This is a genomic window from Corynebacterium pseudopelargi (assembly GCF_003814005.1).
Lineage (GTDB): Bacteria > Actinomycetota > Actinomycetes > Mycobacteriales > Mycobacteriaceae > Corynebacterium > Corynebacterium pseudopelargi.
In genome coordinates, this window is record NZ_CP033898.1 from 48182 (window position 1) to 74309 (window position 26128).

29 protein-coding genes and 2 riboswitches are annotated in these 26128 nt (G+C 57.7%); of the genes, 13 read left to right on the forward strand and 16 right to left on the reverse strand.

The features are described from left to right. Positions 1 to 8 precede the first annotated feature (8 nt). A complete protein-coding gene (locus tag CPPEL_RS00255) occupies positions 9 to 722 on the reverse strand; it encodes a VIT1/CCC1 transporter family protein (RefSeq protein ID WP_123959029.1) in 714 nt (237 codons plus the stop codon). Positions 723 to 827: 105 nt separating this feature from the next. Beyond that, positions 828 to 1622, reverse strand: a complete 795-nt coding sequence (locus tag CPPEL_RS00260) for an esterase/lipase family protein (RefSeq protein ID WP_123959031.1) — start codon at positions 1620 to 1622, stop codon at positions 828 to 830. A gap of 204 nt (positions 1623 to 1826) precedes the next feature. On the opposite strand from CPPEL_RS00260, the gene CPPEL_RS00265 reads away from it, so the two are divergent. Beyond that, positions 1827 to 2381: a gamma carbonic anhydrase family protein gene (locus tag CPPEL_RS00265; RefSeq protein WP_123959033.1), complete on the forward strand. Its 555-nt coding sequence runs from the start codon at positions 1827 to 1829 to the stop codon at positions 2379 to 2381. 20 nt (positions 2382 to 2401) lie between these two features. On the opposite strand, the gene CPPEL_RS00270 is transcribed toward CPPEL_RS00265, so the two are convergent. Both CPPEL_RS00270 and CPPEL_RS00275 read right to left on the reverse strand, forming a co-directional pair. Continuing rightward, entirely contained in the window at positions 2402 to 3364 is a 963-nt protein-coding gene (locus tag CPPEL_RS00270) for an ROK family transcriptional regulator (RefSeq protein WP_164470329.1), read from the reverse strand. Positions 3365 to 3563: 199 nt separating this feature from the next. Next, positions 3564 to 4463 carry a formate/nitrite transporter family protein gene (locus CPPEL_RS00275; RefSeq protein ID WP_164470330.1) on the reverse strand — a complete coding sequence of 300 codons (900 nt, stop codon included), beginning with the start codon at positions 4461 to 4463 and terminating at the stop codon, positions 3564 to 3566. Positions 4464 to 4673: 210 nt separating this feature from the next. On the opposite strand from CPPEL_RS00275, the gene CPPEL_RS00280 reads away from it, so the two are divergent. Together CPPEL_RS00280 and CPPEL_RS00285 are read left to right on the forward strand one after the other, a co-directional pair. Next, positions 4674 to 5741, forward strand: a complete 1068-nt coding sequence (locus CPPEL_RS00280) for a TIGR00730 family Rossman fold protein (protein WP_123959039.1) — start codon at positions 4674 to 4676, stop codon at positions 5739 to 5741. Between the two features lie 103 nt (positions 5742 to 5844). Further along, positions 5845 to 6264 carry a MarR family winged helix-turn-helix transcriptional regulator gene (locus tag CPPEL_RS00285; protein WP_123959041.1) on the forward strand — a complete coding sequence of 140 codons (420 nt, stop codon included), beginning with the start codon at positions 5845 to 5847 and terminating at the stop codon, positions 6262 to 6264. Between the two features lie 23 nt (positions 6265 to 6287). Here CPPEL_RS00285 and CPPEL_RS00290 read toward each other — a convergent pair whose 3' ends face one another. After that, on the reverse strand, positions 6288 to 7349 hold the full coding sequence (locus tag CPPEL_RS00290; protein ID WP_123959043.1) for an AbrB family transcriptional regulator: 1062 nt from the start codon (positions 7347 to 7349) through the stop codon (positions 6288 to 6290). A gap of 55 nt (positions 7350 to 7404) precedes the next feature. On the opposite strand from CPPEL_RS00290, the gene CPPEL_RS00295 reads away from it, so the two are divergent. After that, complete coding sequence (locus tag CPPEL_RS00295) at positions 7405 to 8163, forward strand: sulfite exporter TauE/SafE family protein (protein ID WP_123961168.1); 759 nt, start codon at positions 7405 to 7407, stop codon at positions 8161 to 8163. Positions 8164 to 8171: 8 nt separating this feature from the next. On the opposite strand, the gene CPPEL_RS00300 is transcribed toward CPPEL_RS00295, so the two are convergent. Next, positions 8172 to 10532, reverse strand: coding sequence for an ATP-dependent RNA helicase (locus tag CPPEL_RS00300; RefSeq protein ID WP_123959045.1), 2361 nt, complete (start codon positions 10530 to 10532; stop codon positions 8172 to 8174). Positions 10533 to 10641: 109 nt separating this feature from the next. On the opposite strand from CPPEL_RS00300, the gene CPPEL_RS00305 reads away from it, so the two are divergent. Then, positions 10642 to 11340 (forward strand): alpha-ketoglutarate-dependent dioxygenase AlkB, encoded by a 699-nt coding sequence (locus CPPEL_RS00305; RefSeq protein WP_123959047.1) that lies wholly within the window; start codon positions 10642 to 10644, stop codon positions 11338 to 11340. 42 nt (positions 11341 to 11382) lie between these two features. Beyond that, positions 11383 to 12072: a thiamine phosphate synthase gene (locus tag CPPEL_RS00310; protein WP_123959049.1), complete on the forward strand. Its 690-nt coding sequence runs from the start codon at positions 11383 to 11385 to the stop codon at positions 12070 to 12072. Here the strand turns inward: CPPEL_RS00310 and CPPEL_RS00315 are convergent. From CPPEL_RS00315 to thiO, 4 genes are all read right to left on the reverse strand, one after another. Beyond that, positions 12020 to 12733 carry a HesA/MoeB/ThiF family protein gene (locus CPPEL_RS00315; RefSeq protein WP_123959051.1) on the reverse strand — a complete coding sequence of 238 codons (714 nt, stop codon included), beginning with the start codon at positions 12731 to 12733 and terminating at the stop codon, positions 12020 to 12022. The genes CPPEL_RS00310 and CPPEL_RS00315 overlap by 53 nt on opposite strands. Next, positions 12720 to 13490 carry a thiazole synthase gene (locus CPPEL_RS00320; RefSeq protein ID WP_123959053.1) on the reverse strand — a complete coding sequence of 257 codons (771 nt, stop codon included), beginning with the start codon at positions 13488 to 13490 and terminating at the stop codon, positions 12720 to 12722. Before CPPEL_RS00320 ends, CPPEL_RS00315 begins: the two co-directional genes overlap by 14 nt. A gap of 4 nt (positions 13491 to 13494) precedes the next feature. After that, the gene (gene thiS, locus CPPEL_RS00325) at positions 13495 to 13695 is read right to left on the reverse strand and encodes a sulfur carrier protein ThiS (protein ID WP_123959055.1); all 201 of its coding nucleotides are present in this window, start codon (positions 13693 to 13695) and stop codon (positions 13495 to 13497) included. Further along, positions 13692 to 14726 carry a glycine oxidase ThiO gene (gene thiO, locus CPPEL_RS00330; RefSeq protein ID WP_123959057.1) on the reverse strand — a complete coding sequence of 345 codons (1035 nt, stop codon included), beginning with the start codon at positions 14724 to 14726 and terminating at the stop codon, positions 13692 to 13694. Before thiO ends, thiS begins: the two co-directional genes overlap by 4 nt. Beyond that, positions 14719 to 14823, reverse strand: a riboswitch (TPP riboswitch). Its footprint overlaps the gene before it by 8 nt. Positions 14824 to 14929: 106 nt before the next feature. Then, positions 14930 to 15049, forward strand: a riboswitch (TPP riboswitch). Here thiO and thiC point away from each other — a divergent pair. Both thiC and CPPEL_RS00340 read left to right on the forward strand, forming a co-directional pair. Next, entirely contained in the window at positions 15047 to 16768 is a 1722-nt protein-coding gene (gene thiC / locus CPPEL_RS00335; RefSeq protein WP_123959059.1) for a phosphomethylpyrimidine synthase ThiC, read from the forward strand. Its footprint overlaps the riboswitch before it by 3 nt. A gap of 248 nt (positions 16769 to 17016) precedes the next feature. Next, on the forward strand, positions 17017 to 17313 hold the full coding sequence (locus CPPEL_RS00340; protein WP_123959061.1) for a hypothetical protein: 297 nt from the start codon (positions 17017 to 17019) through the stop codon (positions 17311 to 17313). Here the strand turns inward: CPPEL_RS00340 and CPPEL_RS00345 are convergent. After that, positions 17282 to 17839, reverse strand: coding sequence for a CE1759 family FMN reductase (locus CPPEL_RS00345; protein ID WP_123959063.1), 558 nt, complete (start codon positions 17837 to 17839; stop codon positions 17282 to 17284). The genes CPPEL_RS00340 and CPPEL_RS00345 overlap by 32 nt on opposite strands. Continuing rightward, complete coding sequence (locus tag CPPEL_RS00350) at positions 17836 to 18963, reverse strand: CE1758 family FMN-dependent luciferase-like monooxygenase (RefSeq protein ID WP_123959065.1); 1128 nt, start codon at positions 18961 to 18963, stop codon at positions 17836 to 17838. The genes CPPEL_RS00345 and CPPEL_RS00350 overlap by 4 nt, the downstream gene beginning before the upstream one ends. 197 nt (positions 18964 to 19160) lie before the next feature. On the opposite strand from CPPEL_RS00350, the gene CPPEL_RS00355 reads away from it, so the two are divergent. The 4 genes from CPPEL_RS00355 to CPPEL_RS00370 all read left to right on the forward strand — a co-directional run bounded on the left by CPPEL_RS00355 (position 19161) and on the right by CPPEL_RS00370 (position 21952). Next, positions 19161 to 20252, forward strand: coding sequence for a hypothetical protein (locus tag CPPEL_RS00355; protein WP_123959067.1), 1092 nt, complete (start codon positions 19161 to 19163; stop codon positions 20250 to 20252). 70 nt (positions 20253 to 20322) lie between these two features. After that, positions 20323 to 21309, forward strand: a complete 987-nt coding sequence (locus tag CPPEL_RS00360; RefSeq protein ID WP_164470331.1) for an asparagine synthase C-terminal domain-containing protein — start codon at positions 20323 to 20325, stop codon at positions 21307 to 21309. A 181-nt stretch (positions 21310 to 21490) separates the two neighbouring features. Next, the gene (locus CPPEL_RS00365; protein ID WP_123959071.1) at positions 21491 to 21724 is read left to right on the forward strand and encodes a hypothetical protein; all 234 of its coding nucleotides are present in this window, start codon (positions 21491 to 21493) and stop codon (positions 21722 to 21724) included. A gap of 3 nt (positions 21725 to 21727) precedes the next feature. Beyond that, positions 21728 to 21952 carry a hypothetical protein gene (locus CPPEL_RS00370; protein WP_123959073.1) on the forward strand — a complete coding sequence of 75 codons (225 nt, stop codon included), beginning with the start codon at positions 21728 to 21730 and terminating at the stop codon, positions 21950 to 21952. 65 nt (positions 21953 to 22017) lie between these two features. Here CPPEL_RS00370 and CPPEL_RS00375 read toward each other — a convergent pair whose 3' ends face one another. The 4 genes from CPPEL_RS00375 to CPPEL_RS00390 are packed head-to-tail and all read right to left on the reverse strand — an operon-like array spanning position 22018 to position 25286. Next, the gene (locus tag CPPEL_RS00375; RefSeq protein WP_123959075.1) at positions 22018 to 22956 is read right to left on the reverse strand and encodes an amino acid ABC transporter permease; all 939 of its coding nucleotides are present in this window, start codon (positions 22954 to 22956) and stop codon (positions 22018 to 22020) included. Next, on the reverse strand, positions 22956 to 23642 hold the full coding sequence (locus CPPEL_RS00380; protein WP_123959077.1) for an amino acid ABC transporter permease: 687 nt from the start codon (positions 23640 to 23642) through the stop codon (positions 22956 to 22958). Before CPPEL_RS00380 ends, CPPEL_RS00375 begins: the two co-directional genes overlap by 1 nt. A 15-nt stretch (positions 23643 to 23657) precedes the next feature. Beyond that, complete coding sequence (locus CPPEL_RS00385; protein WP_123959079.1) at positions 23658 to 24536, reverse strand: glutamate ABC transporter substrate-binding protein; 879 nt, start codon at positions 24534 to 24536, stop codon at positions 23658 to 23660. 21 nt (positions 24537 to 24557) lie between these two features. Then, positions 24558 to 25286, reverse strand: coding sequence for an amino acid ABC transporter ATP-binding protein (locus CPPEL_RS00390; protein ID WP_164470427.1), 729 nt, complete (start codon positions 25284 to 25286; stop codon positions 24558 to 24560). Between the two features lie 166 nt (positions 25287 to 25452). Between CPPEL_RS00390 and CPPEL_RS00395 the strand changes: the two genes are divergently transcribed. Further along, entirely contained in the window at positions 25453 to 26109 is a 657-nt protein-coding gene (locus CPPEL_RS00395; protein WP_342767971.1) for an 8-oxoguanine DNA glycosylase OGG fold protein, read from the forward strand. Positions 26110 to 26128: the final 19 nt, after the last annotated feature.

Below are 26128 nucleotides of genomic sequence, written 5' to 3' on the forward strand. Positions count from 1 at the left end.
CCTTAAGGTTAGGCTGCGGCTCCAAAAAGTGCACCGGCACCATAGGTAAGCGCTAAACCTGCCATACCCCCAATACCCAAACGTAGGCAGGAACGAAGCGGGGAGGTTTGGGCCAATTTGGCGGATACAAAACCAGTAATAAGCAGCGCCAACATCGTAACTATCGCCACCGCCAGGGCTGGTTGCGGGGCAAGCCAAGCAGCAAGAAGCGGCAAGAGCGCACCGAGGATAAATGCGGTGGCGGAAGAAAAGGCCGCGTGCAGTGGATTGGTTAAGTCTTCAGAATCAATGCCTAGTTCTAAGCGAAGGTGTGCGCGGATGGGATCCCCGCCGCTAATTTCCCTCGCTGCTTGATCCGCCGTGGCCTGGCTAATGCCATAGGTGGTGAGGATTTGTGCCATTTCTGCACATTCTGCCTCTGGTAGTTCTGCGAGCTCGCGGCGTTCTTTGGCAATCAGCATCGTTTCGGAGTCGTGTTGGGCAGAGACAGAAACATATTCTCCAAGCGCCATCGACACCGCACCGGCCACGGTAGAGGCAATACCGGCTGAAAAGATGGCTGTGTTGCTGCTACCTGCGGCAATCACGCCCAGCAGCAGGGCTGCAACAGAGACGATGCCATCATTGGCGCCAAGGACACCGGCACGAAGCCAGTTCAGTTTGGCATTGAGATTGCCATTGTGTGGCTCGTGGTGGTCTAAGACGGCCTCGGAGATACCCATGGCTGTGCTCCTTTGACAATGGTGTGTTTTGAGCCATAGTCACATGAGCTTGTATTGCCCGCAAGCAATCCGAAGCAACCCTTAGTAATGCAAGGCTGTACTGCGTTAGTGCTGGTGGTGGCCACGCCAGGGGGTGTGCTCCAGCCGGCGGATCTCCGCGTGCACCAATTGCCGAGCGCGAGGATCATAGGGCAGATCCTCGTGGAGCACCATTGCATTGCGATCAACTTGTTGGAGATAAATATTTCGCGCCCCATCGAGGAATCCAGATTCCACGGGCTGAATAACGCTATCGGTGCGCGTGGCAATGCAGCTATAGTGCACCCCCTCTAAAGTTTCGCCCTTGGCGTTTAACGCATTGATCAACTCGGAGTCTTTGAGCATCTGAAAACCCGATTGACCAAAAAAGCCACTGATCAGCGAGTCCATGACCTCGCTGCCGCGCTTAGTTTTACTCAAAGGATTCATCACACCGCCATGCAAAGTTCCGTGGTGCGGTACGGCCAAAGAGATGAGGTGGTGGGTATGTTTGGCACCACCCATGTGGTGCATCCAGTAGCGGGCGATGATGCCTCCTTGGGAATGCCCAACCAGAATCACCTTCTTTGCCTCACACACTTGCAGCACGGCATGGATATAGGCGCCCACCTGCTCAGCTGATTCTTCTACTAAGACGGTGGAACGAAAACCAAAATCCGGGGCGAATACGGCATAGCCTTCCTCGCGGAGGTCTTGGCCAAGCTCCATCCAATCGCCCTTGGTTACCCCGGTGCCGTGGATTAACACAACAGGGTAGGGGTGCTTCTTGCTTGGGCGTGCCCGCCAGTCGTCTTCAAACAGGCCTCGCGCCGGCAGGCGCGCGGAGAGCGGCAAGGTGTGGTTCATAACTTCTTTGGGCATGCCTGCTCCTTATTCCACAACGCTTCAACGTTGCAGTAGTTCATGCTTGAGTCTTTGTTCTAGCCCGAAGCTTAGTAGCCCGAAGCTTAGTAGCCCGAGCTTAGTAGCCCACGCGAATCGGCTGCTGCGGCTAACGTCGGATATAGCGTGCTGTGCGCCAAGCAGCGCGAGCACTTGATCCAGCACTGATGCAAGGAGGCACCCATGCAAGGCCCGCTCATTCTCTCTATCAATGGCAAAACCCCGCGCATACACAAAGACGCCTATATTGCCCCTACGGCGACGATTATCGGCGATGTGACCATTGAGGCCGATGCCTCGGTGTTTTATGGCTGCGTATTAAGGGCAGATATCAATAGCATTCACGTCGGCGCGCGCAGCAATATCCAAGATAATTCGGTGCTGCATGTCGATCGCGATGCCGCCTGCGTGTTAGGCGAGGACGTGACCGTTGGACACATGGCGTTGGTGCATGGTTCAACGGTGCACGATGGCACCTTGGTGGGCATGAAATCGGCCTTGCTTTCGCGCAGCGTGATTGGGCAGGGAAGTTTGATTGCCGCTGGTGCGGTGGTGTTGGAAGGTCAAGAAATTCCAGAGCACAGCCTGGTTGCCGGTGTGCCCGGCAAGGTGCGTCGCGTACTTGAAGCCGAGCAGTATGAGGCCTTTATCCCTCACGCAGGCAGGTATGTCGACATCTCTAAGCTGCATGCACGCTGCGAAGAAGGGCTCAGCTTGGAGGAAGTGCGCTTTTCTTAAGCCGGGGTTTAAGCCGGGATCTAGGCCAGGCTCAGCGGGTCTTGCATCAGTCGTTCCATCGCCACTGCACGGGCTGCGGCCCTGGCATTATCCAGGTGCGCGGGAAAGACCCTGACGGATACTTCCTGTGGTGCTTCTTGGAGCAAGGTGCGGTGGAAGCGCCGGGCTTCGGTGGTGGATTCGAAGGTGTCGCCGGCTAAGACAACCGTGTGAGGTGCATGGGTTTTTACCAATTGAATTGATGCATCCAGCAGGCTGGCCCGGTCGGCCACCTCGAGGGAGCGCACCTCTTTTTGGTCGATTAAGGCCGCGCCGATGGAATCATCGGAGTGCAGCACCACCACGTTGCTGGGTTGATCGGGTTGCTGGCTTTGTAATTCTGCCCCGGCAATGGCCTGGATGGCGGTGCTGATGGAGACGGGGACGTCGAAAAGCTGGTGGGCGATGTCTTGCAGGGCAACGCTGCGCCAACCCAAGTTCGGCGCCTGCACATAGCCAAAGCGATTGATGGTGCCCGAGGTGGAAATGCCCACGCAGGCAAGGGGGAGTTTTGTTTCGCGCGCCACGTGCATGGCCGCCTCTGCGATGGTGTGCAGGAATTGTTCGGGGGTGTGCTTTGCGGCGGTGATGTGAACGAGCTGTTCTTTTAATGCGCTGCCGCGCAAAGAATAGGCGCCGATATAGGTGGCGTGGGTGCCGATGGCGATGCCGACCTGCACAAAGGGGCTAGGTGCGAGCACGAGCGGGATTTTTGGCCGCCCTGGGCCTTGTACCACGGCCAGATCGGCGCGTTCGCGAACGAGGTTTGCATCCAGCAGTGCAGCAATCGCGCGGGTGATGGTGGGTTGGGATTTGCCGGTGTAGGTGATGAGATCGCCGCGGGTAATTGGCTGGAAGTGCCGGATAAAGTGCAGGCAGGCCGCCGCGGGCAGGGTGGGTCGCACGAACTGTGGAGCAGGGGCTGAGCGTGCGAGGGTGTGCATGAGCATGGATTCTAGCGCCCGATAGACCGCTATGTCTAGTGACTATGCACCTGTTGGTTTATAGATGGAATATTGCCAGCGCAAGGCATAGACAAAGCGGTCTAATTGGGCATATTCGGCCAAGGCGTGCGGCGGGCAATCCGTCTTGTGGGCAAGGCGTGCGGCGGTCGTGCCTGCCGCTGCGCGCGAAGCTGAAAAGTTAGTCGGCCTTCTGCTTTTCGCGCTTTGAGTCCTGCTTATTCTTCTCGCGCTGCTTCTTGGCATTGGAGCCGCCCAGGGATCCACGGGCGCGCACAAAACGAATACCGGATACCAGCAACAGGCCACCTGCCATATTGCCCAGCGCAATCCACCACACAAAGCCAAGCCAGGACTGGATAGAGATATCGCCGCCGGCAAACATGCCGCCAAAGATGTACAAGGTATCCAGCACCGAGTGCAGCATGCCGGTGCCGGCAAGCATGGAACCGCCGATCATCGAAGACAACACCTGCGGCATCGTCTCATCGGAATGCTGATGCATGCGCGTAACCAAGGTCAGCATCATGCCACCAAGGGCTGCCAATAAGAAGCCTGAGAGGCTCAAGCCCATCGAGGCGTAGTGTTCGCCTTCTTTAATAAAGTAATCCTGGCCGCCGGGGTAGGCCTTGACCAAAATCCACATGATGATCGCCGCGCCAATGATATTGCCCGCGGCAGTACCAGCCCAGAAACGCAACAGGCCAGTCACGGTAGCTTTCTTGGCCACCACCGCAGAAACGGGCACTAAGAAACCCTCGGTAAAAAGCTCAGAGTGCGCCAGCAACAAGATGACAAAGGCAATGGAAAAGGCGATGGAGCCAAGCAGCTCATTGCCGGTTTCTCGGACCACAATATATTTAGCCAAAAGGCCAATGCCGATTTCTAAACCACCCATGATGCCGGTGGTAATCAAAGCCGTAAACGGCCGGCGGATACGCGCCGTGCCTTCTTCTACCAGGCGCTCAGTGGCCTCGGATACCGGCGCTTCCTCCTGGGCCTGAAGTACCGAATCAAGGTGCGAGCCCTGGCTCTTCTTGGCGGCGCGGGCATCGTGGGAGCCCGAGTGATGTACGCTCATGCGAAATCCTTTAAGTGCTTGTTGCGTGCGTGGTCTGCATATCATACGTGCCAGCGGGCTTAGACCAAGTCGCGAACCAAGTCGCGAGCGAAGTGGCGAGCCAATGCGCGAGACAAGTCGCTAGCTAAGTCGCGAACCAAGTTGGCCTAAAAAGCGGCGGTGGCTTTTCGTCTATGGTTGCAGCCTTCTTGGGCGTTACACTCAAAAGCCATGAGCGTTCCCGCAACCATGCCACCGATCCCCGAGCTGCGCGCTCGCGCGATGACTTCAGAAGATACCCCACTTCGTGCCGAAGCCTATCTGCGCAACATCAACCGCTTTGGCGCCAATTACACCCTCGATGATGTAGCAGGTAGCCGCCACCGCGAGTACTTGAGCTTTGATCCAGCCCGCGGGGATATTGGCGTGGTGCTCCACGATGCCGAAGACAAGGTTGTGGGCACCATGTGGGTAACGTTTATTCACGGCTTCGGATTCGTTGCAGACAATGTTCCTGAGATGGTCTTAAACGTAGATCCTGCTTGGCAGGGCCAAGGCGTTGGTTCCTGGCTCATTGGCGAGGCCTCGGAGCACGGGCGTCGGCACGGTTGGCCTGGCATTACCTTAAATGTGGATACCCGCAGCCCAGCCCGCAAGCTCTATGCCCGCCACGACTTTGTTACCCAAACCCACTCCAACGATGCCGCAACGGTAATGGTGAAAGCGCTTTCCCCGCAGATCCAGCGTGTGGCCGTCTATTGTGGTTCGGCTCATGGTGCCCGCGGGGAATTCACCCGCGCTGCCCGCGCTTTGGGTCAAGGCTTAGCCCATCGCAATATTGAGATGGTCTTTGGCGGCGGCAGCGTGGGTTTGATGGGAGAAACGGCCAATGCTTGCCTTGAAGCCGGTGGTCGCGTGCATGGTGTGATGCCCAAAGCCCTGGTGGATCTGGAACTTTCTCACCCAGGGCTTACTACTTTGGACGTCACCGAAACGATGGCGCAGCGCAAAACTCGCATGGAGGAGCTTGCCGACGCCTTCGTGGCGCTACCTGGAGGCATGGGCACATTGGAGGAACTCTTCGAAGTGCTCGTGCGTCAGCAACTTGGGCCATATACCGGACCGGTTGGGCTTTTAAATACCGAGGAGTATTGGGATCCCATGCTGCATGCATTGCGCTCAATGAGTGAGGAAGGCTTTATTCCCAATCGCTACCTCGACGCAATCGTTGTTGCTGAAACGGTGGAGGAACTCTTCGAGGGATTCGCGCACTGGGTAAGCCCTGGGCTGAAGTGGTAATCCTTATCCCCCACAAAGGTATCTTGCAGTGTTTGTGCAGCAAATGGGGCTAAAGTACTAGCTACACGCTATTGCATCACTTATCTTGTGAAGGACCACGACCATGCAACTTCCCAACAACGAAGAGCGCGTCACCTTCGCGCTCTATCGCGGTTCGCGAGCCTCGCAGCGCCTTTTGCGTTCCTATATGGATGAATACCTTGGGATCACCTACCCGCAACTGCTGGTGCTCAGGCTGTTGTGGGAACGCGATGGACGAAGCATCAATGGCCTCTGTGCGCCCCTAGATCTTGATTCCGGCACCATCTCGCCGCTGCTACGCCGCATGGAACACTCAGGCCTGATCCAGCGCAACCGCATTGACCAGGATTCCCGAGTGGTGCGCATCTTCCTTACAGAAAAAGGCAAAGCGCTTGAGGCTCGCTCCGAAGCAATGAGCCAGGAGATCAGCGGCAGCCTGGGCTTTAGCAAGGAAGAAGTGGCGGTATTGGAAAAGATCGTAGATCGCTTTATCCACCCCTAAAGCGCAACCCCGAACGCGCAACCTTAGCGCGCGCCCTTGTGGCGTTTGCGCAAATACGGCAAAGCGCTGGCAATAAGCAGCACACCTAAAAGCCTGATGATCTGAATGGCTACTACCACCGGGCCTGCTCCGCCTTCATCAGATAAGGCCAAGACCGTCTCAAGCGCGCCGGGTGAGGTAGCAAGATAGGCCTCAAAATAGGAGATGTGCAAAAACTGCATCAATGGCCAAGCACTCACCGCACAACCAAGCAGCAGCACCACAATAAACACCAGCGTGGCGGGAAGCTGGCGAGCAAAAGATTTGAGCGATGCCACCGACAGCGAACCGCCGCACATCCAGCCAATAGATAAAAACGCAAAGGTCCGCACTGCCTCCGGGGGAGTGAAATCAGCCGGCGGAGCCAGCGTGCCCACAAGCAGCATCAACAGCAGCGGCCCTAAGACCGAGGGCACGGGGATATGCAGCTTTCTACCAATCCCCTCACCAAAAGCGGCAATCAGGATCACGGCAAGCAGTGCCCACCATGGTTGGTCAAGGTGAGCTTGGGTGGCGTTATCAGGAGCATGCTGCCCGGAAGTCAAAAGCCAGTGGGCCACCAAGGGCAGCGAGAGGCTCACCGCCAACAACCTGAGGTATTGGCTTAAGGCCACATAGCGAAAGTCTGCACCGAATTCCCTGGCCAATAACGGCATGATGGATGCCCCACCAGCCAGCATGGACAAGATGCCGGTTTGGGTTGAAATTGCCGCTTGGGAACGCGCCAGGAGCACCCCACCGATCACACCAATGCCCAAGGTGATGATGGTGATAAGGATCCCGGGCAGGATATAGGCACTTAAGGTTGCAGGGTTGCTAGCAAGCAGCGGCAGGGCGGCGAGAATGCCGATAAATCCACGGCCAAAGCTAAAGAGGTGTTTATTCATCACCAGTTCTTTGGCGGTGCTTAAGGCCATCGCCGCCGAGACGACGATGCCACCAAGAATCCAGGCCGCAGGCACATGGTAGTGCTGCAGCACCCACCCCAACGCGATTGATGCAGGCACGACGATAGCCCATCGGAAAGCGAGGTTCGCATCAGGCATGTGAAAGCGGGTGGGCATATCCTCGACAATAGTGCCCGAAAGTCAGGAGGTGGCCATGCTAGAACTTGGAGCTGCAAGCTGGGCGGTCCTCATTGCAGGTGCCGCAGTGGCGGGTTGGATCGATGCCATTATCGGCGGCGGTGGGCTCATCTTGATCCCGCTGCTACTCGCAGTATGCCCAGGGCTTGCGCCTGCCTCGGCGCTGGCCACCAATAAAGTAGCCGGATTCTTTGGCACCAGTTCTGCTGCGATCAAGCTCAGCCGCCACCTCCCACCGCCACGAGGCTTCGCGCTGCGCTTTGTTCCCGTGGCCCTTGTATCTGCAGGTGCCGGCGCCTTGGTGGCAAGCTCCTTAAGCCGCGAGGTGATGCGCCCGCTGATCATCGTGTTGCTGCTGGTAGTAGGCGTGATCGTGGCAAGCAAACCGCAATTCGGCACCAAGGTCGGGGCTATGCGCCCACGGCTTGCTTTAGTGCTTGCCGCCGCCATTGCGCTTTACGACGGAGCCTTCGGCCCCGGTACCGGCATGTTCTTGCTCCTGGCCTTTAGTAGCTTTTTAGGCGCAGACCTCTTACACGCCGCGCCAATGGCAAAGGTGGTCAACGCCGCCACGAACTTTGGCGCCTTGTGCGTGTTTATCATCGGCGGCCATGTGTGGTGGAGCCTCGGGTTAGTGCTGGCGCTGGCAAATATCTGCGGCGCACAACTAGGTGCCCGCACCGTGCTTCGCGGCGGTGATCGCCTGTTAAGGATCGCCCTGCTGGTGATGGTGGTGGTCATGAGCGTGGTCTTAGCCATCCAGCAATGGGGCTAGCAGGGCGCCTAAGAGCGCAAAGCACGATTGGTTTTGGCGGTGGCTTGGGCTTGTAGCGGATCCTCCGGCCAGGGGTGCTTGGGGTAACGCCCGCGCATCTCTGCACGCACGCCTTGATATGGCCCAGCCCAAAAACTGGCCAGATCATCGGTGAGCGCCAAGGGGCGCCCAGCCGGTGAAAGCAAGTGGAATAACACTGGCTGCCCGCAGATCAGCGGGGTTTGTGTCAGCCCAAAACACTCCTGCAGCTTTGCAGCCACCACGGGGCGGTCTTGATAGTCGATGTTGGCCTGGTTGCCGCTGGGCAACGCAAGCGTGGCTGGCACTAATTCATCCAAATGTGCGGCCTCTGGCCAGGGCAGTATGCGTTTGAGCACCGGCGCCATCGCAATCTTTGCTGGGGGCACACCTTGGGCCAATTGCGCAATCTCTGGTTCTAAAACGGAGGCGCTCATAACCTCAACATCCGGCCAGGGATCGCCAACGTGCTCGTATAAGAACTTCAGGCGATTCCACAAAGACTTCGCCGCAGGCTCAAAGTGGAAGATATCTAAGCCATGTTCTTGAACATGCTGGGTCAGGGCTGCTTTGGCTTCCTCTCGGCTGAGGCTACACGGGGTGCTGCTGAGCACAATTGCACCGAGTGCGCGCTCGCGGGTGGCCTTGATGCGGCCTGCTTCAATGGTGGCGGTGGTGCGCTCTTCTACCCCGGCGATCGCTTCTGCTTCGGTTTGTTGCAGTGGTGCCGCGGCACTGATCAAGGCATCGCCTTGAGCATTCAAACGCAGCCCAGCCACCGCAATCCACTCACAGCCGGCCAGTGCGGTGATCTTATCCAGGCGTGCGCGCGTGCCGGAGGCCAAAAGGAATTCGCCCTCCTTGGTACTTGCACGGGCAATGCGTTGGGCAAACGCATGCGCAATCACCTGACCAGGGGTAACATCGTTGTTGCTCGGCGGTGCCAGGGCAGCCAGGCGCCGGGCCTCGCGTTCGAGCTCCTTGGTGGGGTTGATACGGCTGAGATCCCCGGCTACATCCAAGCTGATTGCAGCCACCGTGTCAGCCGCCTTCTGGCCGCAATGGAGTAAGGCGCTGCCAAGCCTGGGGGCAAGTGGCAAGGCGGCCAAGGCGCGGCCATGCTCGGTGGCAACACCGGTGGAGCTAAGAGCGCCTAAGGCATGCAAGGTATCGCGGGCATCTCGCACGGCTGGTGCTGGGGGAGGGGAAAGGAAGGGGAAGGTCCTGAGATCCGTGGTGCCCCAGCAGGCCAGGGTGAGCATGGCTTGGGTGAGATCTGCTGCATTGATCTCTGGGGTGCTATGAAGAGCAAAGCGGGAGAAATCCTGCTGGCTATAACAGCGGATGACGCTGCCAGGACCTTCGCGGCCAGCGCGTCCGGCACGCTGCTCGGCAGATGCCTGCGAGGTACTCAAGGTGACCAGGCCGTTGATCCCGCGGGCAGCATCGCGCTTGGGCACTCGAGCAAGCCCGGTATCAATAACGGTGCGCACGCCGGGGACGGTGATAGAAGATTCGGCAATGCTTGTGGCCACCACGATGCGCTGGCCTTCATAGCCGAGTGCTGCATCTTGTTCCCTGCTGGATAATTGCCCGTGCAGGGCAAATACCGCCAAGGATGTGCGCTGCGCTAGCAGATCGCAGAGGATATGCACCTCGCGCTTGCCGGGAACAAAGACCAACACGCTGTGCTTACTCTTGTGTGCCGCCTGCGCACTCACCGTGGCTACCTCTTGGAGAAAATCACGGCTCACGGCCGTGCGAGGATGCGTGCTGGGAACATAGCTGATGCTGAGCTCATGAATGGGGGCATGAGCCTGCACAATGGGGGCATCCATGAGCTGGGCAAGCGTATTTGCTTCCAGCGTTGCAGACATCGCTACTACCACCAGGTCATCGCGGAGCTCACGCAGTTCAATGAGCATGCCTAAGGCAAGATCGGTATCGAGTTGGCGTTCGTGAACCTCGTCGAGCACTACCGCCGACACCCCTGCAAGCTCTGGGTCGTGCAAGAGGCGGCGAAGCAACACACCAGGGGTGAGAAATTCCACGCGACTACCTGGGTGAGATTCGCCGCGGATACGAAAACCAACACGATCGCCAATGCGTGAACCGTCTAGGTGTGCAAAGCGCCTGGCTGCAGCGCGCACCGCCACCCTGCGTGGGGCTACAACAAGGACGAGCCCTTCTACCTCGTTAGCCAATAGCGGTGGCACAAGTGTGGTCTTGCCCGTGCCCGGCGGGGCTTGCACTACCGCGGCGTGGTGCTGCGCGCAGGCAGCCTGCAGTTTTCCTATGACATCTGCAACCGGTAGCCCTGTGCCGATGCGCTCGAGATTAAAAGGACTCACTAGTGCTTCTGTACTTCCTTGGCGCCTCGTGCGCGCAGATCATTGCTTTGTTGCGTGAGTGTGCGCATGAGTGCTCCCATCGGAATCTGGTCGAGGCAATTCTAACCCTATGATCAAGGGCGTGCCTACGCTGTTTCATACCCCACTACCTGCGCGCCAACCTGCCCAGATCAAAGAAGGCCTGGTGTTTTTACCCGAAGCCCTTGGTATTTCGGTGCAGGCCCAATTGGTGCATGAGGCTCGCGAGTATGCAAGAAGTTTGCAGCGCACACCTTTTGCCATGCAGCGTCCACACACCCGCACCGGGCAGATGAAGGTATACATGTATCAGCTTGGCAGGCATTGGGGCTATGAATATGGCCGATATACAAGTGAGATCGAAGGCCAATCAGTGCCGCCGGTGCCCAAGCATTGGGTCACACTTGCCCAGGGGCTGCTGGCGAAGGCGGCTGCGCTCGATGAGGCGCTAGCTGCATGGGTTGGGCACTATCGAATCGAAGCGGCCTTGGTTAACTTCTACCCAGAGGGTGCCTCCATGGGAATGCACCAGGATGCCTTCGAGCACTCCAATGCCCCGGTGGTGTCGCTTTCCATCGGCGACGAGGCGATTTTTCGCGCAGGCAACAATGAAACCCGCACCAAGCCCTATGAAGATCTGCGGCTGATGAGCGGTGATGTGGTGATCTTCGGCGGCCCATCGAGGGCGATGTTTCATGGTGTGCCCAAGCTTTTCCCAGACACAGCACCAAGCGATTGCGGGTTGCAGTCCGGGCGAATCAATATCACCTTCCGCCAGGTGGAGGTGTAGTACCGGGCGCACGCAAGCGTATTGCCGTGCCATAGTAGAGCCATGATCTACGCAATCACCATGGGCAACCATCCCGCCGAGCAAGCAGCCAAGGCGGCTGCAGGTGGCGCAGCGTTGGTGCAGGTGCGATTGAAAGACGTAAGCACCCGCGAGCTGCTCGACGTGACCTTAGCGGTTGCCAAGGCAGTAGAGCAGGCCAATCCTGCCACCAGGGTGCTTGTCGACGACCGCGTCGACGTCGCCTTCGCCGCCATGCAAGCGGGAGGCCACGTGCATGGGGTGCACCTCGGACAGGACGATCTTCCCGCCCATCATGCGCGCGCATTATTAGGTGCCGATGCCATCATCGGGCTGACCACCGGCACGCTTGCATTGGTAGAGCAAGCGCAGCGCTACCACGAGCAACACCCAGGTGTGCTGGATTATCTAGGCGCTGGCCCATTTCGGCCTACTCCCACCAAAGACTCCGGGCGCCCGCCGCTTGGTGTTGCAGGCTACCCGCCGCTGGTGGCTGTCACGCAGCTACCCATTGTGGCCATTGGTGATGTGCGCGTGGGGGACGTCGAAAAGCTAGCTGGCACAGGTATTGCCGGGGTGGCGATGGTGCGAGAAATCATGCAGGCGGACGATCCCGCAGCCGTGACTTCGCAGGCCAAGGCCGCTTTTCGCGCCGGGCAGCCTAACGCAGACGATACTGCTTGGTGGTTGCGCTCAACGCATCGTACACGCTGAGCTGGGCGGGCTGGCCAAGGTCAAGGGCCAATTTGAGCGTTTCCACCGCCATCATGGAGCCGATCACATGCGCCACGGGACCTAGCACCCCAATGGCATTGGAAGGAGGATTGCTGGGCGGCTCGGGGTAAAGATCGCGCAAGGAATGCCCAGGTGGGAACACCCCAACTTGGCCGCCGTATTGCAGCACGCTGCCCCACACGCAGGGCATATCCAGGGAAGCATCGGCGATAAGGTAGCGAGTGCGGAAATTATCGCTGGCATCGATCATGATATCGGCATCAATGTGGGTATTTGGCTCGAAGGTGCCCGCGAGATCAATGGTGGTATCGCCTAAGGCCTGCAGTTTCTTCTTTGCCGTTTCGGCCTTGGGCTGGCCCACATCTGGCCTGGAGTAGAGGATCTGCCGATTCAGATTGTGCAATTCAATGGTGTCGTGCTCATACAAGGTGATGCGCCCAATGCCGGAGGCCACCAGGCCAAGCAGCAGGGGAGAACCAAGCCCGCCGCTGCCAACGATGGCAACGTGGGTCTGCGCTACCTTTTCGGCATCCCAACCAGGCAAGACGCTGGTGCGTTCTAGGCGCTTGGCCTCAAGGTCGCTGGCGTTCTTAGTGGCGTTTGGGTTGTGTGCGGGGTTTGCTTGATTAGAGGACGGCATCGCGCCAGGCCCTTCCTTTCATGGGAGAACTTGCTTGGGCGTGATCGCGCACGGGAATTCTTCCTGCTCCTGCGGCGTATTCGCCTGCTTGGATAGCAAGGCGCATGGCGTGGGCCATGGCCGTGGGGTTTTGGGCTCGCGTGACGGCACTGGCGAGTAAGACGCCATCGCAACCCAATTCAATTGCGCGGCAGGCTTCTGAGGCGGTGCCAATGCCGGCATCAACGAGTACCGGCACCTCAAGCTGTGTGATCAACTGGATATTGTGCGGATTTAAAATGCCCATCCCGGTGCCGATGGGAGCACCCGCAGGCATCACGGCACTGGCACCGGCGCTTACTAGCCGGCGCGCTGCCACCGGATCATCGGAGGTATAGGCCAATACGTGCATGCCTTCTGCTGCGAGCGTTTCGCAGGCAATGAGCAGCTCATTGGTATCGGGTAAGAGGGTATCGTCATCGGCGATTACCTCAAGTTTGACCCAATCGCAGCCCAAAGCCTCGGCAGCTAAACGGGCGGTGAGCACGGCCTCGCGTGCGGTATGGCAGCCGGCGGTATTGGGCAAAATATGCACCCCTGCATTGCGCAGCATGCCGTAGAGATCGCCCTTGGCGGGGGTGTGCCGGCGCATGGCTACCGTGGCCACTTCTGCACCAGAGGCAATGAGTGCCTTTTCCATGGAATCCACGCTGCTCATGCCGCCGGTGCCAAGTAGCAGGCGGGAAGTGAGCGTGCGTCCTGCAAGCTCCCAGGTCATGGCGTTAGCCTCCTTGGACGGCGGTGAGGATTTCTACCGCATCGCCTTCATGCAAACTATATTGAGCCCAATTTGCTTTGGGCACTACTTCCTCATTTACCGCCGCCGCTGTTCCCGCGGTATCGGCAGTAATGAGCGCAACCACCTGCTCTAGCGTGGCGTTTGCATCTACATCGTGGCTGTTGCCGTTGAGTTGAATCTTCATAGGAATCGCTCCGGGTTCATCGCTTGGATAAATGCTTGGTCTTGTTCACTCGGTTCTACGCCGGTGAGCTGATCGGCACCAAGGCGCGCAGCCAATGCCGCCAATAAGATGCCGTGGCGGAAATAGCCCGTAGAAATCACCGAGGAGGTCTTTGGATCACGCCCAAATAAGGGCACATCATCGGGTGTGCCGGGGCGTGCTCCCGCCGCAACCTCCTTGATGCTCAACAGTTGAATATCCGGCAATACCCGCGCAGCATCGCGTAGTAGATCTAATACGCCGCCTGCAAGCGGCAGCGGCTCTCTATCCTCGCGGCTGGTGGCACCTAGGACCAACTCATCGCCGCGCGGTACGAGGTACACGGGCCGGTCCAGCACAAAGCCACGCACCACCCTATGTAACAGCGGCTCCGCGCCTTTGGTGCGTGGCATATTCAGGCGCAAAATATCGCCATACACAGGGCGAAGCGGCAGATCGAATAGCTCAGCAGCACCAAGACCTGCGCACACGATGGTCTGAGGCCCAAGGTCACCAGGTTGTGCTTTTCTTCGCTCCACCTGCACCTGCTGCAAGAGCCGGGCCATGAGCACGCGAGGGTTGATTTGATGGTCCGCAGGAATTGCTACTGCACCGGCAATGCCAGGCGATAGTGCTGGTTCAAGTTTGCGAGCCTGGCTCGGGGTGAGCTTTTCGGCTTCGGCCCCATAGCGCTGCTGCAAATCGAATACATCGTGGAGGTGCCCTAGATCGGCGCGATCGCCAGCAACCACCAAGGTGCCAGAAGCAATCAGGGCATCCTCAGCGCCGATCAGGGCGAGGAATTCTGGGTACTCATCCGCCGAGGCGAACATGAGCGGATAGAGGGGATCTTGCTCAAATTGCATTTCTGCCGTGGGCGCTAGCATGCCCGCGGCAAAATGCGAGGCCTGCGAGGCAGGATCGGGGTCAATCACGCGGACTTCATGGCCGCGTTGCTGCAAGAGCGCAGCGGTAGCTAGGCCGATGAGGCCAGCACCAATAACGGTGTACATCAGATACCTTTCCTCCGGCGGGGGTGCCGCATCAGGTTCGAACGGTCGGCAATGGCATTGCCCTCTCAGCCCTTGGCGGGCTCCCGTAGGTGTGCGATTGCCAGCATAGCGCGCCTTGGTATTCGCCGCGCCAGCCCCCAGATACCCCCACCAAATACCCCCGTTGCGTGCACGAGCGGGAGGCGACGTGCCTACACTCGTGGAGGAAAGTAACCGGGAGCTCCGATCATGCGAGGAGCTGAGAGGACGCTAGAGCTTATGAGGCGTCGACCGGATGAACCTGTCCGGGTAATGCCGGCGAAGGGAAAGGATAACCTCTCATGGGTGCAGTGACCCCACCATCAGCAAAAAAGAACGCCTCCACCAAGGACACCGCTCCAGATACGGTGACTACGGGGCCGATCTATCGCAGCCACAAGCACTATGAAGAAGTCACCTTTGATGGCCAAACGCTTCGTATTCCGAGCCGCCGAATCGAGCTGACCACCGGCGATCATTTCGATGTGTATGACACCTCGGGTATCTACACCGAGGAATCGCCCGAAATTGATCTTGAGCGAGGCCTGCCAAAAACTCGAGCGCAATGGAATTACCCGCCGGCTTCGCCTGCGAGCGAGGCGCAGCCAGAAACCCTGGTGCGTACACAATTGGCGTGGGCTCGTGCAGGCCACATCACCCCGGAGATGGCCTTTATTGCCGCGCGCGAAGGTTTTGCCCCTGAGTTCGTTCGCGATGAGGTTGCCGCAGGTCGGGCGGTGATTTGTGCGAACCATAACCACCCGGAGATCGAGCCGATGATCATTGGCAAGGCCTTCGCGGTAAAGGTGAATGCCAATATTGGTAATTCTGCCGTGAGCTCTTCTATTGCCGAGGAAGTAGAGAAGATGGTGTGGGCTACCCGTTGGGGTGCCGATACCGTGATGGACCTTTCTACCGGCAAGGATATCCACGAAACCCGCGAATGGGTTTTGCGCAATTCACCTGTGCCCATCGGCACGGTGCCGATTTATCAGGCGCTGGAAAAGGTCAAGGGCGACCCGAACCAACTCACCTGGGAAATCTTCCGCGATACCGTCATTGAGCAGGCAGAACAGGGCGTGGACTACATGACGGTGCACGCCGGCGTGCTTCTGCGCTACGTGCCCCTGGCCGCCGAGCGCATCACCGGCATCGTCTCTCGCGGCGGCTCCATCATGGCCGCGTGGTGCCTCAAAGAACACCGCGAATCCTTCCTTTACGAGCGCTTCGCTGAGCTTTGTCAGATCCTTGCCAAATACGACATCACCTTTTCGCTTGGCGACGGCCTGCGCCCCGGTTCCATCGCCGATGCCAACGATGAGGCGCAATTCGCCGAGCTGCGCACCCTTGGCGAGCTAACCAAGATCGCCCAAGACCACGGCGTACAGGTGATGATCGAAGGCCCAGGCCATGTGCCCATGCACAAGGTGGCGGTGAACGTTGAAGAAGAAGAAAAATACTGTGCCGAAGCCCCCTTCTACACACTCGGGCCACTGACCACCGACATTGCTCCAGGTTATGACCACATCACCTCCGCCATCGGTGCGGCCATGATTGCCCAAGCCGGTACCGCGATGCTGTGCTACGTCACCCCCAAAGAACACCTGGGTCTGCCCAACCGCGACGATGTGAAAGTCGGTGTGATCACCTACAAGATCGCAGCTCACGCGGCAGATCTGGCCAAGGGGCTGCCCGGTGCCCAAGATCGCGATGATGAGCTTTCGCGCGCACGCTTTGAGTTCCGTTGGCACGATCAATTCGCTCTGGCACTTGATCCGGACACCGCGCTGGAATACCACGATGAAACCTTGCCGGCAGAACCCGCAAAAACCGCGCACTTCTGTTCCATGTGCGGACCGAAGTTCTGCTCCATGCGCATCAGCCAGGATGTTCGCGATTATGCCGCGGCCCATGGGCTAGAAACGGTGGAGGCTATCGAGGCGGGCATGAAGGAGAAGTCCCAAGAATTTGTGGCCGAAGGCTCCAAGGTCTACGTGCCACTGACAGAAAAGCCTGCGGATTAGTTTGGTTTGAGAGGATCGGGGAGAGTCCGGCGAGGATCGCGGCGAAGATGGCCTTGCCGGACTTCGCGTTCATACCAAGCCCCAAAGGAAGGATCGCCAGCTCTGCGTTCCAAAGCAGGGCAGAAGCTGATTCCTCGGTGGAGAGCGTAGAGGATGCGATGCGAGGAGCGTAGAGTCCTACACTCCAGCAGCTCCATGTGCGTGCATAACAGCGCAACCTGTACAAGCCACCGCGAGAAGGAAAGAGCATGAGCAAACGCCGTATCATCGCCACCGTCGCTTTCGTGCTTGGCATGCTCGCCGCTGGGTGGTTGTGGATGCAGAGCCACCACCTTGCAGCAGCCGGGGTGTTACTTATTCCGGCTGCATGGAACCTTTTTAGCTCTGTGCCTAGCTCTAAGGAAATCAAGGAACTCGAGCAGCTTCGCTATCGAGACAATCCGAGCCCGGATGAGGTCAAGCGCTATCGCGAAGCTCACCCGGGCTCATCAATCACTGAGGCAATCGCAGCGCTTAAGCGCCAGCAGAAACCACCTCAGCACTAGCTCGCGCACTGCAGATCGGCATTAGTGCGCCCAGTTCTTCAGCGGCACGCCCTATTCGTGTATCCAGCTCCCCGCCGGTGCCAAGGCTTGCCAAGTCCTCGGCTGTGGCGAACACTCCGGTGGGCACCACGGTGGCGCGCATGAAGTTCAGCAGTGGGCGCATTGCATGATCCAGCATGAGCGCGTGCCTGCCTGAACCGCCGGTGGCGGCGAGCACCACGGGCTTGCCCTGCAGCAAGCTTGGGTCCAGCACGTCAAAGAATAGCTTCAGCATGCCGGAGTAGCTGGCCTTCATCACGGGTGTGGCGATGATGAGGGCGTGGGCGTCGACAAGCTTGGAAATTGCCTGCTCCAGCGGGGCGCTCAGGCCCCCACCTGCCATCGCCTGGGCCAAATCCGGCAGCAGCTCGCGGATCTCCACGGTGCTGATCTTCTCGCCGGGAAATTGGGCGGCGATGGCTTCGGCCAGGCGCAGGGTTGAGGAGGGCCGCGAGAGCCCTGCGCTCACGATGGTGATGGCGTTCATGCTGAGTGCTGTGCCGGGTGAATCTGGAAGTGGGGGTTGGATTCACCAGCCTCGCGTGCGGCCACCAGGCTTGCGTGGGTGGGCGGATCGGAAGGCACGTGATCGGGGCGGCGCTCCTCCATGCGGCGTCGAAGCTCCGGCACGACCTGGGTACCCAGAATCTCGATCTGGTTGAGCACCACCTCAAGCGGCAGGCCGGCGTGGTCCACCAGGAAGAGCTGGCGCTGGTAATCGCCAACCCAATCCGCGAACTGCATGGTGCGCTCGATTACCTGCTCCACGGTGCCCACCGTCAGCGGAGTCATCTCGGTGAACTGCTCTAAGGAGGGGCCGCCACCGTAGACGGGTGCGTTATCGAAGAAGGGGCGGAACTGCTTCTTGGCCTCTGCCTCGGTATCGGCGATGAAGGTCTGCCCGCCCAGGCCCACGATGGCCTGATCAGCTTGGCCATGGCCGTATTGCTCGAAGCGCTTGCGGTAGATCTGCACCATCTTGGCGGTGTGTTCTTTGTTCCAGAAGATGTTGTTGTGGAAGAAGCCGTCGCCGTAGAAGGCGGCCTGATCGGCGATTTCCACCGAGCGGATGGAGCCGTGCCAGACGAAGGGGGCGACGTTGTCCAGCGGGCGCGGGGTAGCGGTGAAGCCTTGCAGCGGGGTGCGGAACTTGCCCTGCCAGTTCACGTCCTTCTCGCGCCACAGGCGACGCAGCAGGTCGTAGTTTTCCAGTGCCAGTGGGATGCCCTGGGTGATGTCCTTGCCAAACCAGGGGTAGACCGGCCCGAAGTTGCCGCGGCCCATCATGAGGTCCACGCGGCCATCGGCCAGGTGTTGTAGGAAGGAGTAATCCTCGGCGATCTTCACCGGATCATTGGTGGTGATCAGCGTGGTGGAGGTGGAAAGCTGCAGCTTCTCGGTCTTCGCGGCGATATAACCCAGGTGCGTGGTGGGTGAAGAGGGCACGAAGGGTTCGTTGTGGTGTTCGCCGGTGGCAAAAACGTCTAATCCGACCTCTTCGGCCTTCAGCGCAATCTGCGTCATGGCGTTAATGCGCTCGTGCTCGCTAGGGGTTTGCCCCGTGACGGGGTTTTTGGTGACGTCGCCGACGCTAAAAATTCCGAATTGCATGGTGTGCTCCTTCAGTTGTTGTTGATATGACAACAAGTTAGCGCTGCGACGCCAGTTTGTCAATACCCCTTGTAGCTTTGCCCTTGCTCTTGGGCGTTCCGTACGCAATCACCGCTGCTGGTGCACGCAAATCCGGACTCGGAACCTAGGTGTTAATCTTCGTACGGGAAATATCGTTGATCTATAGGGGAGAGATTATGTCCGATGAAAACCTTCTTGAGCTGGAACATCTTGCTGCCGAAGGCAGAGCACGCAGATCATGGAAAGAGCTCGCAGATGCTTTGGTGAGAACATGCCCAGAAAACTGGTTGGATCCGCTTACAAATCTATTAGAGAAGGGTGCACTATCTGAAAAAGAGATGATCGACCTCGTGTCCGATCTGGCCTGGCTTATTAGAAGAGATGATAATGAGGCCACTGCGTTAGGCGCCACCAACCTGCGGCGGGTGGATGGGGAGAAAAAACAATTTATTGCCTATTACAGTGCATTATGCAAGGCACGTTTTAATTTCGATATCGACTCCCTGCAAAATCTGTTAGATCAGTACGGCGAGCTACCAAGTTCAAGGGAAACCATGGTCGAGGCTCATCGCCTTTTCGTGCGGTTGTTTAAGGGTGAGAACATTGATGAAGATGAGTTAACCCCCTGGATGAAGTCTTCGGTGCATCCACGTTGGCGAAGCATATTGTTGCATGGGATGTACCTTTCGCCTCATGCGGACTTTGGTGACTCTATGGTGAAACTTGGTGAGGGCTTGCTCCGCCAAGGTGGCGGTTCGTGGCGTACGGATCCCAACACCATGATGCGGCTTGCAGTTGGCTATAGGCGTGTTCGTGAGTTTGATAAGGCACTAGAGTTTGCAGATAAGGCAATTGCTGGTGTGGCGAATACCGACCACAATCTTCATGATCAGTATTCAGGCCTACGGGACTCGATTGTTCGAGACAAAGTGCAAGTGAAACTTTTGGAAGAGAGTACGCAGCGACTAGAAGCTCGACTAAAGCAAGAGTTCAATGAGCACTCTGCGGAGCTAGAAGGACAAATTGAGCAAGCACGAGCAGAAATACAACGTGGGCATCAGGAATTGATACTGCGAATAATTGAGATTCTGGCGTTGTTTACTGCACTTATCGGGGTGCTGGTGGCAACTTTCCAAACTATGGTTGCTGATGCCCTTGTGGGATGGGAGCGAGTGACAATATTGGGTATCTCGGTCGCGTTTCTTACTGCGTTCCTTTTTATCATCCATTTCCTTACTTCCCAGAAGATGAAAAAGTCGCGCGAGTAAGAGAAGGTGGCAATGGCGCGCGAGTAAGATAATCGCAATGACTTCTCACACTGCAACTGAAGGACTAGCCATGGAAGACGATCTTGCGGCACCACAGCACTATGTTGCTGATAGCGTCGATCTTTCAGAGTCCTATGAGCCTTCCCTGCTTGAGGTTGAAGCTGCAGCGAACCAGATCCGACGGTACCTTCAGCGCAGAGTGACCGCTGTATTGTCGAAATTTCCCACGAAACCAATAATCATGCTTTCAGGTGGCATCGACTCGGTGCTACTCGCTTCAGTTGTGGCGAAGCAGGCTCCGGATGTGTTGGCAGTTACGTTTGTGCATTCCAATTCTGAGAGCTCTCGAATTGAACTGGAAACCGCTCGCGCTGTCGCTGAAGAATTAGGTCTCAAGCACATCTTGGTGGATCCTAACCCCCAAGAAGCTTTGGAGTTGTTGCGGGAAGCTACCAGGCGCCTGGATACTTGCGATCCATGGGAAGTGCTCGCCGGCGTCACGCTACTGGCGTGCGTCCGTGCTGCTGACGCAGAAGGATACGACGGCGCGATTTTTACAGGTGCCGGCGCGGATGCGCTCTTCCTCGGTGGCTTCAATTTTTCAGATGACGTTGATATTTCGGGCACCTGGCAGCAGACGGTACGCGCGAAGGTGGAGAAAAATTTCACAAGACACCGCCAGATTCCTGATTTTTACGAGAGACTGCTCGACGATCGTGGTCCAGATTCCGAACGACATATCCAGGTGTGGCAAACGCATCAAGCTTTCGAGCTGGCCATGAGCATGGCGGCATCAGCCGTGCGCGGTGGCGACCTGCAAACCGACAAGCTTGTGATGCGCGAAGCTGCGCTCCGGGCAGGACTTCCACAAAACTTGGTGATGAACACCAAGAATCCGATGCAGGTTTCCTCCGGTGGCATTGACATGATTGTCGATGCAGCACGCGAGCTACTCGCCGGGAATGGCGGGCACACCGCCTATACGAATCCCAAGACTGAGTCGGTGGATTTCATTGCCTCGCGCCTGATGCTGGAGCTACTGCATTCACAAAGCTAGCTCGCTGGTCAAATCCCTCCAGATGGGGGAATAATCAACATATTCATTGACTGTTAATTTTTGTTCTGAATAGGTTGCATGTATCAGCCAAAACCAATTGGTTGATATGTACTGAGACAAGTCTGATCGCTTTCGATCAAGTGGAGTACAAAATACTCCCCAAATTTGACGGAGATTACCCATGAGGAAGAACAGGCTCGCCACAGGTCTGGTAACCCTCACCTTCGCGGTTGCCCTGCCATTTCAAGCAGTCGCAAGCCCCACGAGCCAAGCACCAGTTCAGCCGCCGATCGAACAACAGGTTTCTGAGGCCGAGGTGCAAGAGCTTGCAGCATTCCTAGAAAAGATGACCAATGCAACTTCCTATGACGAAGTTGAGGCACTCTTCGTTGATACGTTCGGTGAAGAAGATTAAGTCATGAAGAAACGTCCCCTTAGAATAGTCTTCGATTTCGTCCTCGGCATTGCTGGCCTCTACGGTTTTGCCTGGTTGGCTATCAACTATCTCGGGCTGGGATATGCCCAAGAGTATGACGGCGTAAAGGATCTCTGGCTCAAATTGGCAGGTCTTTTCACGCTATTGTTCATCCTTTGGCACATATACTTGTGGCTGAGTTCCAAGAAGAAAAAGCCCGAGAGCTAAACCCCAAGCGCAACGCCCCTCCAACCACGTTTGTGGGGAGGGGCGTTGGTGCGTCGAAAAGCGAATTACTCGTAGGTAGATCGCAGATCCTTGTGGGCGGGGTCGTGCCAGTCCACGTTCACCTCGTCCTTGGTGGCCAGACCCTGGTCGGGCTGGTGAGGCACCTTGGCCACGATGTTCTTGCGGGCGCGGCCTGCGCGGAGCTGGTTTTCCACGCGCTCGGCCAGGCGAGAGAGCAGGAAGTTAATGACGATCATGATGATCGCCACTACCACCATCGCTGCCAGGTAATTGCGGTACCAGGAGGCGGCCTGCAGGCCAGAGCGCACGACCTCGACATAGCCGATGAGGTAGCCCAGTGCAGAGTCTTTCAGGGCGATGACCATCTGGCTAATCAACGCCGGCAGCATGGAGGCGATGGCCTGCGGCAGGAGGATCTTGATCATCGTCTGCGAACGCGAAAGGCCAAGGGCCATCGCTGCCTCGCTTTGGCCCTTGGGCAAGGCATTGATGCCAGAGCGCAGGATTTCTGCGATCACCGAGCCGTTATACATGGTCAAGCCGAATACCACTGCGGCAAAGGCGAGGTGCTGGGTGGGCACCAGGCCGTAGATGGCAAAGAGTTGGTAGGCGAAGATCATCAAGATCAGCACGGGGATGGCGCGGAAGAATTCCACGATCACAGCGCAGGGAATGCGGATGGCCTTGTTGTGGCTTAATCGCCCGATGCCGAGCAAACCACCGATCAGCAGCGCCAAGAGGATCGAGACCACTGCTGCTTTGATGGTGCCCAGAAGGCCTGGCAGCAGGTAGGTGGTCCACATATCCGAGGTGCTAAATGGCTTCCACAGCTCTGCTGCGAATTGGCCATTGGCATTCATGGTGGAGATCACCCACCAACCCACCAGCAGCAAGATCACCACGGTGAGGGCGGTGAGGATCTTATTAAAGCGTTCGCCTTTAGGGCCTGGAGTGTCATAGAGAACTGTTGCGCGGGTACTCATTAGCGCTTCACCTTCAATCGCTGAGCGGCGGCACCGAAGATCAGGCCAGTGGGCAGGGTCAGAATGATAAAGCCAAGGGCAATCACGCCGAAGATCACAAATACCTGGTCAGCGTGGCTTTCCACCGAGGACTTCATCAGCAAGGAGGCCTCAGCCACACCAATCACCGAGGCGATGGTGGTGTTCTTAGTCAGCGCGATCAAGGTATTGCCCAAGGGGACGATCGCGCCGCGCAGCGCCTGAGGGAAGATGATGTGGCGGAAGTTTTGCATGAAGCTTAGCCCCAAGGATCGTGCGGCTTCTGCCTGGCCAAAGGGCACGGTATTGATACCGGAACGCAAGGACTCTGCCACGAAGCTCGATGTGTAGATCACAAATGCCAAGACCGCGAGGCGGAAATTGTTCTGCGAGGTAAAGCTTGGACCTTCAGGTGCGAGGGTGACGTTGAGGTTCACATAGAGGCCAAGGGAGGCAAAGAGCACGATCAACGTCAGCGGGGTATTGCGCGTGATGTCGATGTAGATGGTGGCAATGGTGCGCAAGATCGCTACGGGGGAGACGCGCATGGCCGTCAAGATGGTGCCAAGGATCATCGAACCAATGGCAGAGGCCACGGTGAGTTTGATCGTCATCCAAAAAGCCGGCAAAAGATTCGGAGCCATATCGGCCCAGAGTTCTGCACTCATGAAATGTCCTCCTTCCTACTTCTTTTCTTCGGTGAAGGACAAATCACCGATCTTGGGCTTGGTACCTGGGTCGATGGCATCGCCGAGGTTGTTGTGAATGATCTTTTCGTACTCGCCAGAATCATGCAGGGCGTTTAATGCCTCATTGATTTCCGCAATGGCTTCGGGCTGGCCTTGAGCGATACCAATGCCATAGTTCTCATTGGTCCAATACGAGCCATCCTCATTTTTCAGCTCAATCACTTTCATGGTGCCCGGGTATTGCTGGGCAAAGCCGGCCAGGATGGTGGCGTCGGTACTCAAAGCATCCACCTTGCCGCGGGCAAGGGCTTCCACGCAGGCGGAGTAGGTATCGAATTCTTGAAGCTGCACCTCAGGCAGTGCCTTTTTAATCTTCTGCGCTGGCGTAGAGCCGGTGACAGAGCAGAGCTTGGTGTCGGCATTCATGTCTTTTAAGCCACCGATCGGATCATCGGCACGCACCAAAATAGCCTGGTGTGTGAGCAGGTAGGGGCCTGCAAAATCCACGGCACGAAGCCGCGATGCGCTAATGGAGTAGGTAGCGGCAATCATGTCTACTTCGCCGTTATTAATCAGCGTCTCGCGTTGCGCCGAAGGGGTCTCGCGCCAGGTAATCTCCGGTTCCTCCCAGCCGTGCTTGTTGGCAATGTAGCTGACCACAAAGCGAGAAACATCCGGGTCTACACCCACAAATTCCTTCTCGGGTGTGCGTGCACCCAGGCCCGGCTGGTCAAATTTGGTACCAAGCACCACATGGCCTGCTTCAATATCTTGCAGGAGGTTGCGCGGCCCGGAATCAGAGCAGGCGCCAAGTGCTGCGGTGCAGGCTAGCGCCAGCGCTGCGGCGATGCTGCTTTTTGCTAGTCGTTTCACAAGTTCACCTTCCCCTGGCTGCTAGTGGCCAAGGATCTTGCCCAGGAAGTCCTTGGCGCGATCCGATTCGGGGTTATTAAAGAAATCTTCGGGCGAGCGGTCTTCAACGATTTCGCCATCGGCCATGAACAGGATGCGGTCGGCTGCCTTGCGGGCAAAGCCCATCTCGTGCGTCACGCACACCATGGTCATGCCCTCGCGGGCTAGATCATCCATCACCTCAAGCACCTCGTTGATCATCTCGGGGTCGAGGGCAGAGGTTGGTTCGTCGAAAAGCATCACCTTCGGATCCATGGCCAGGGCGCGCGCAATAGCCACGCGCTGCTGCTGCCCGCCGGAAAGCTGCGCGGGGTATTTTTCGGCCTGCTGCGCGATGCCCACGCGCTCGAGCAGTTCCATGGCGCGCTTGCGTGCGGCTTCTTTGGATTTGCCACGCACTTTGATCGGGGCGAGCGTGACGTTATCCAGGATGGTCATGTGGCTAAACAGGTTGAATTGCTGGAACACCATGCCCACCTCGGCGCGAAGTTTGGCCAGGTCTTTGCCTTCTTCTGGCAGGAGCTCGCCGTTGATGCGAATTTCGCCTTCATCAATGGTTTCAAGGCGGTTGATGGTGCGGCAGAGGGTGGATTTGCCGGAACCCGAGGGGCCAAGCAGCACAACAACCTGGCGGGCTGGAATTTCCAGGTTGATATTGCGCAGCGCGTGGTAATCGCCAAAGTGCTTATTCACGCCCCGAAGGGAAATCATCGAAGTGGATGTGTTCTCTGTCATACTGGCATCCTAGGGTAAGAGCACTCACAGACAAAGCCCTTGCAGCTTTCAGCTTTTCGACGCCCCCTCCAACGCATCCGTCACGCCCTGAAAAAACTCTCGCCCTGGGTGGCAGAAGGTATAGAATCTGCCGGGATTGCTCATGGACGTTGATCTGCAAACAGTATTAAGGCGCCTCGGGGCACCTGAAGTGGCACCGAGTGTGGCTGAGGTGCGCTTGCTTCCAGAACACTATTTTGCGCAACATTGGCCCAAGGCGGAACAACACTTGCCTGTTCTAGCTGGTGAAACGCCGAAGCGTTCGGTGTGCCGCGAGGATCTTTTTGCCCTTGGTGCCGCAGCCAGTGGGCCTGAAGATATGCGTAATTTTTATGTGGCCGTCTGTGCCTGGGGCGCGGGAACCAGTGCCTTGAGCGCCTACCGTCTAGCCCGGCCACTGCGCCAGCCTGACTTGGAGGAACGCTTATGGGCGGGGCTGTGTTTAGCCCAACGCGGCGATGCTCTTGGCGCTTATGAGGCACTTAATGGAACACACCGCGTGAAGTTTCTAGGGCCTGCGTTTTTTAGCAAGCTCATGCACTTTATGGCCCCGCCACCTGAGGTGGGCGATGTGCGCCCGCCGATCATCTTGGATTCGCGCGTGGCCCAGGCGCTGGGGTGGAGAAAAACGGCCTCGTGGACGCCCGCGGAATACCTGGCCTACCTGGATGCAGCCGAGCAACTGCGGCGTCGCTGGCGCCCGGATCTGCCGCTCGATGTGGTGGAATACCAGCTTTTTGCCGTGGGCAAGCGCGTCTAGCTTGGCCGGATGAGCACGG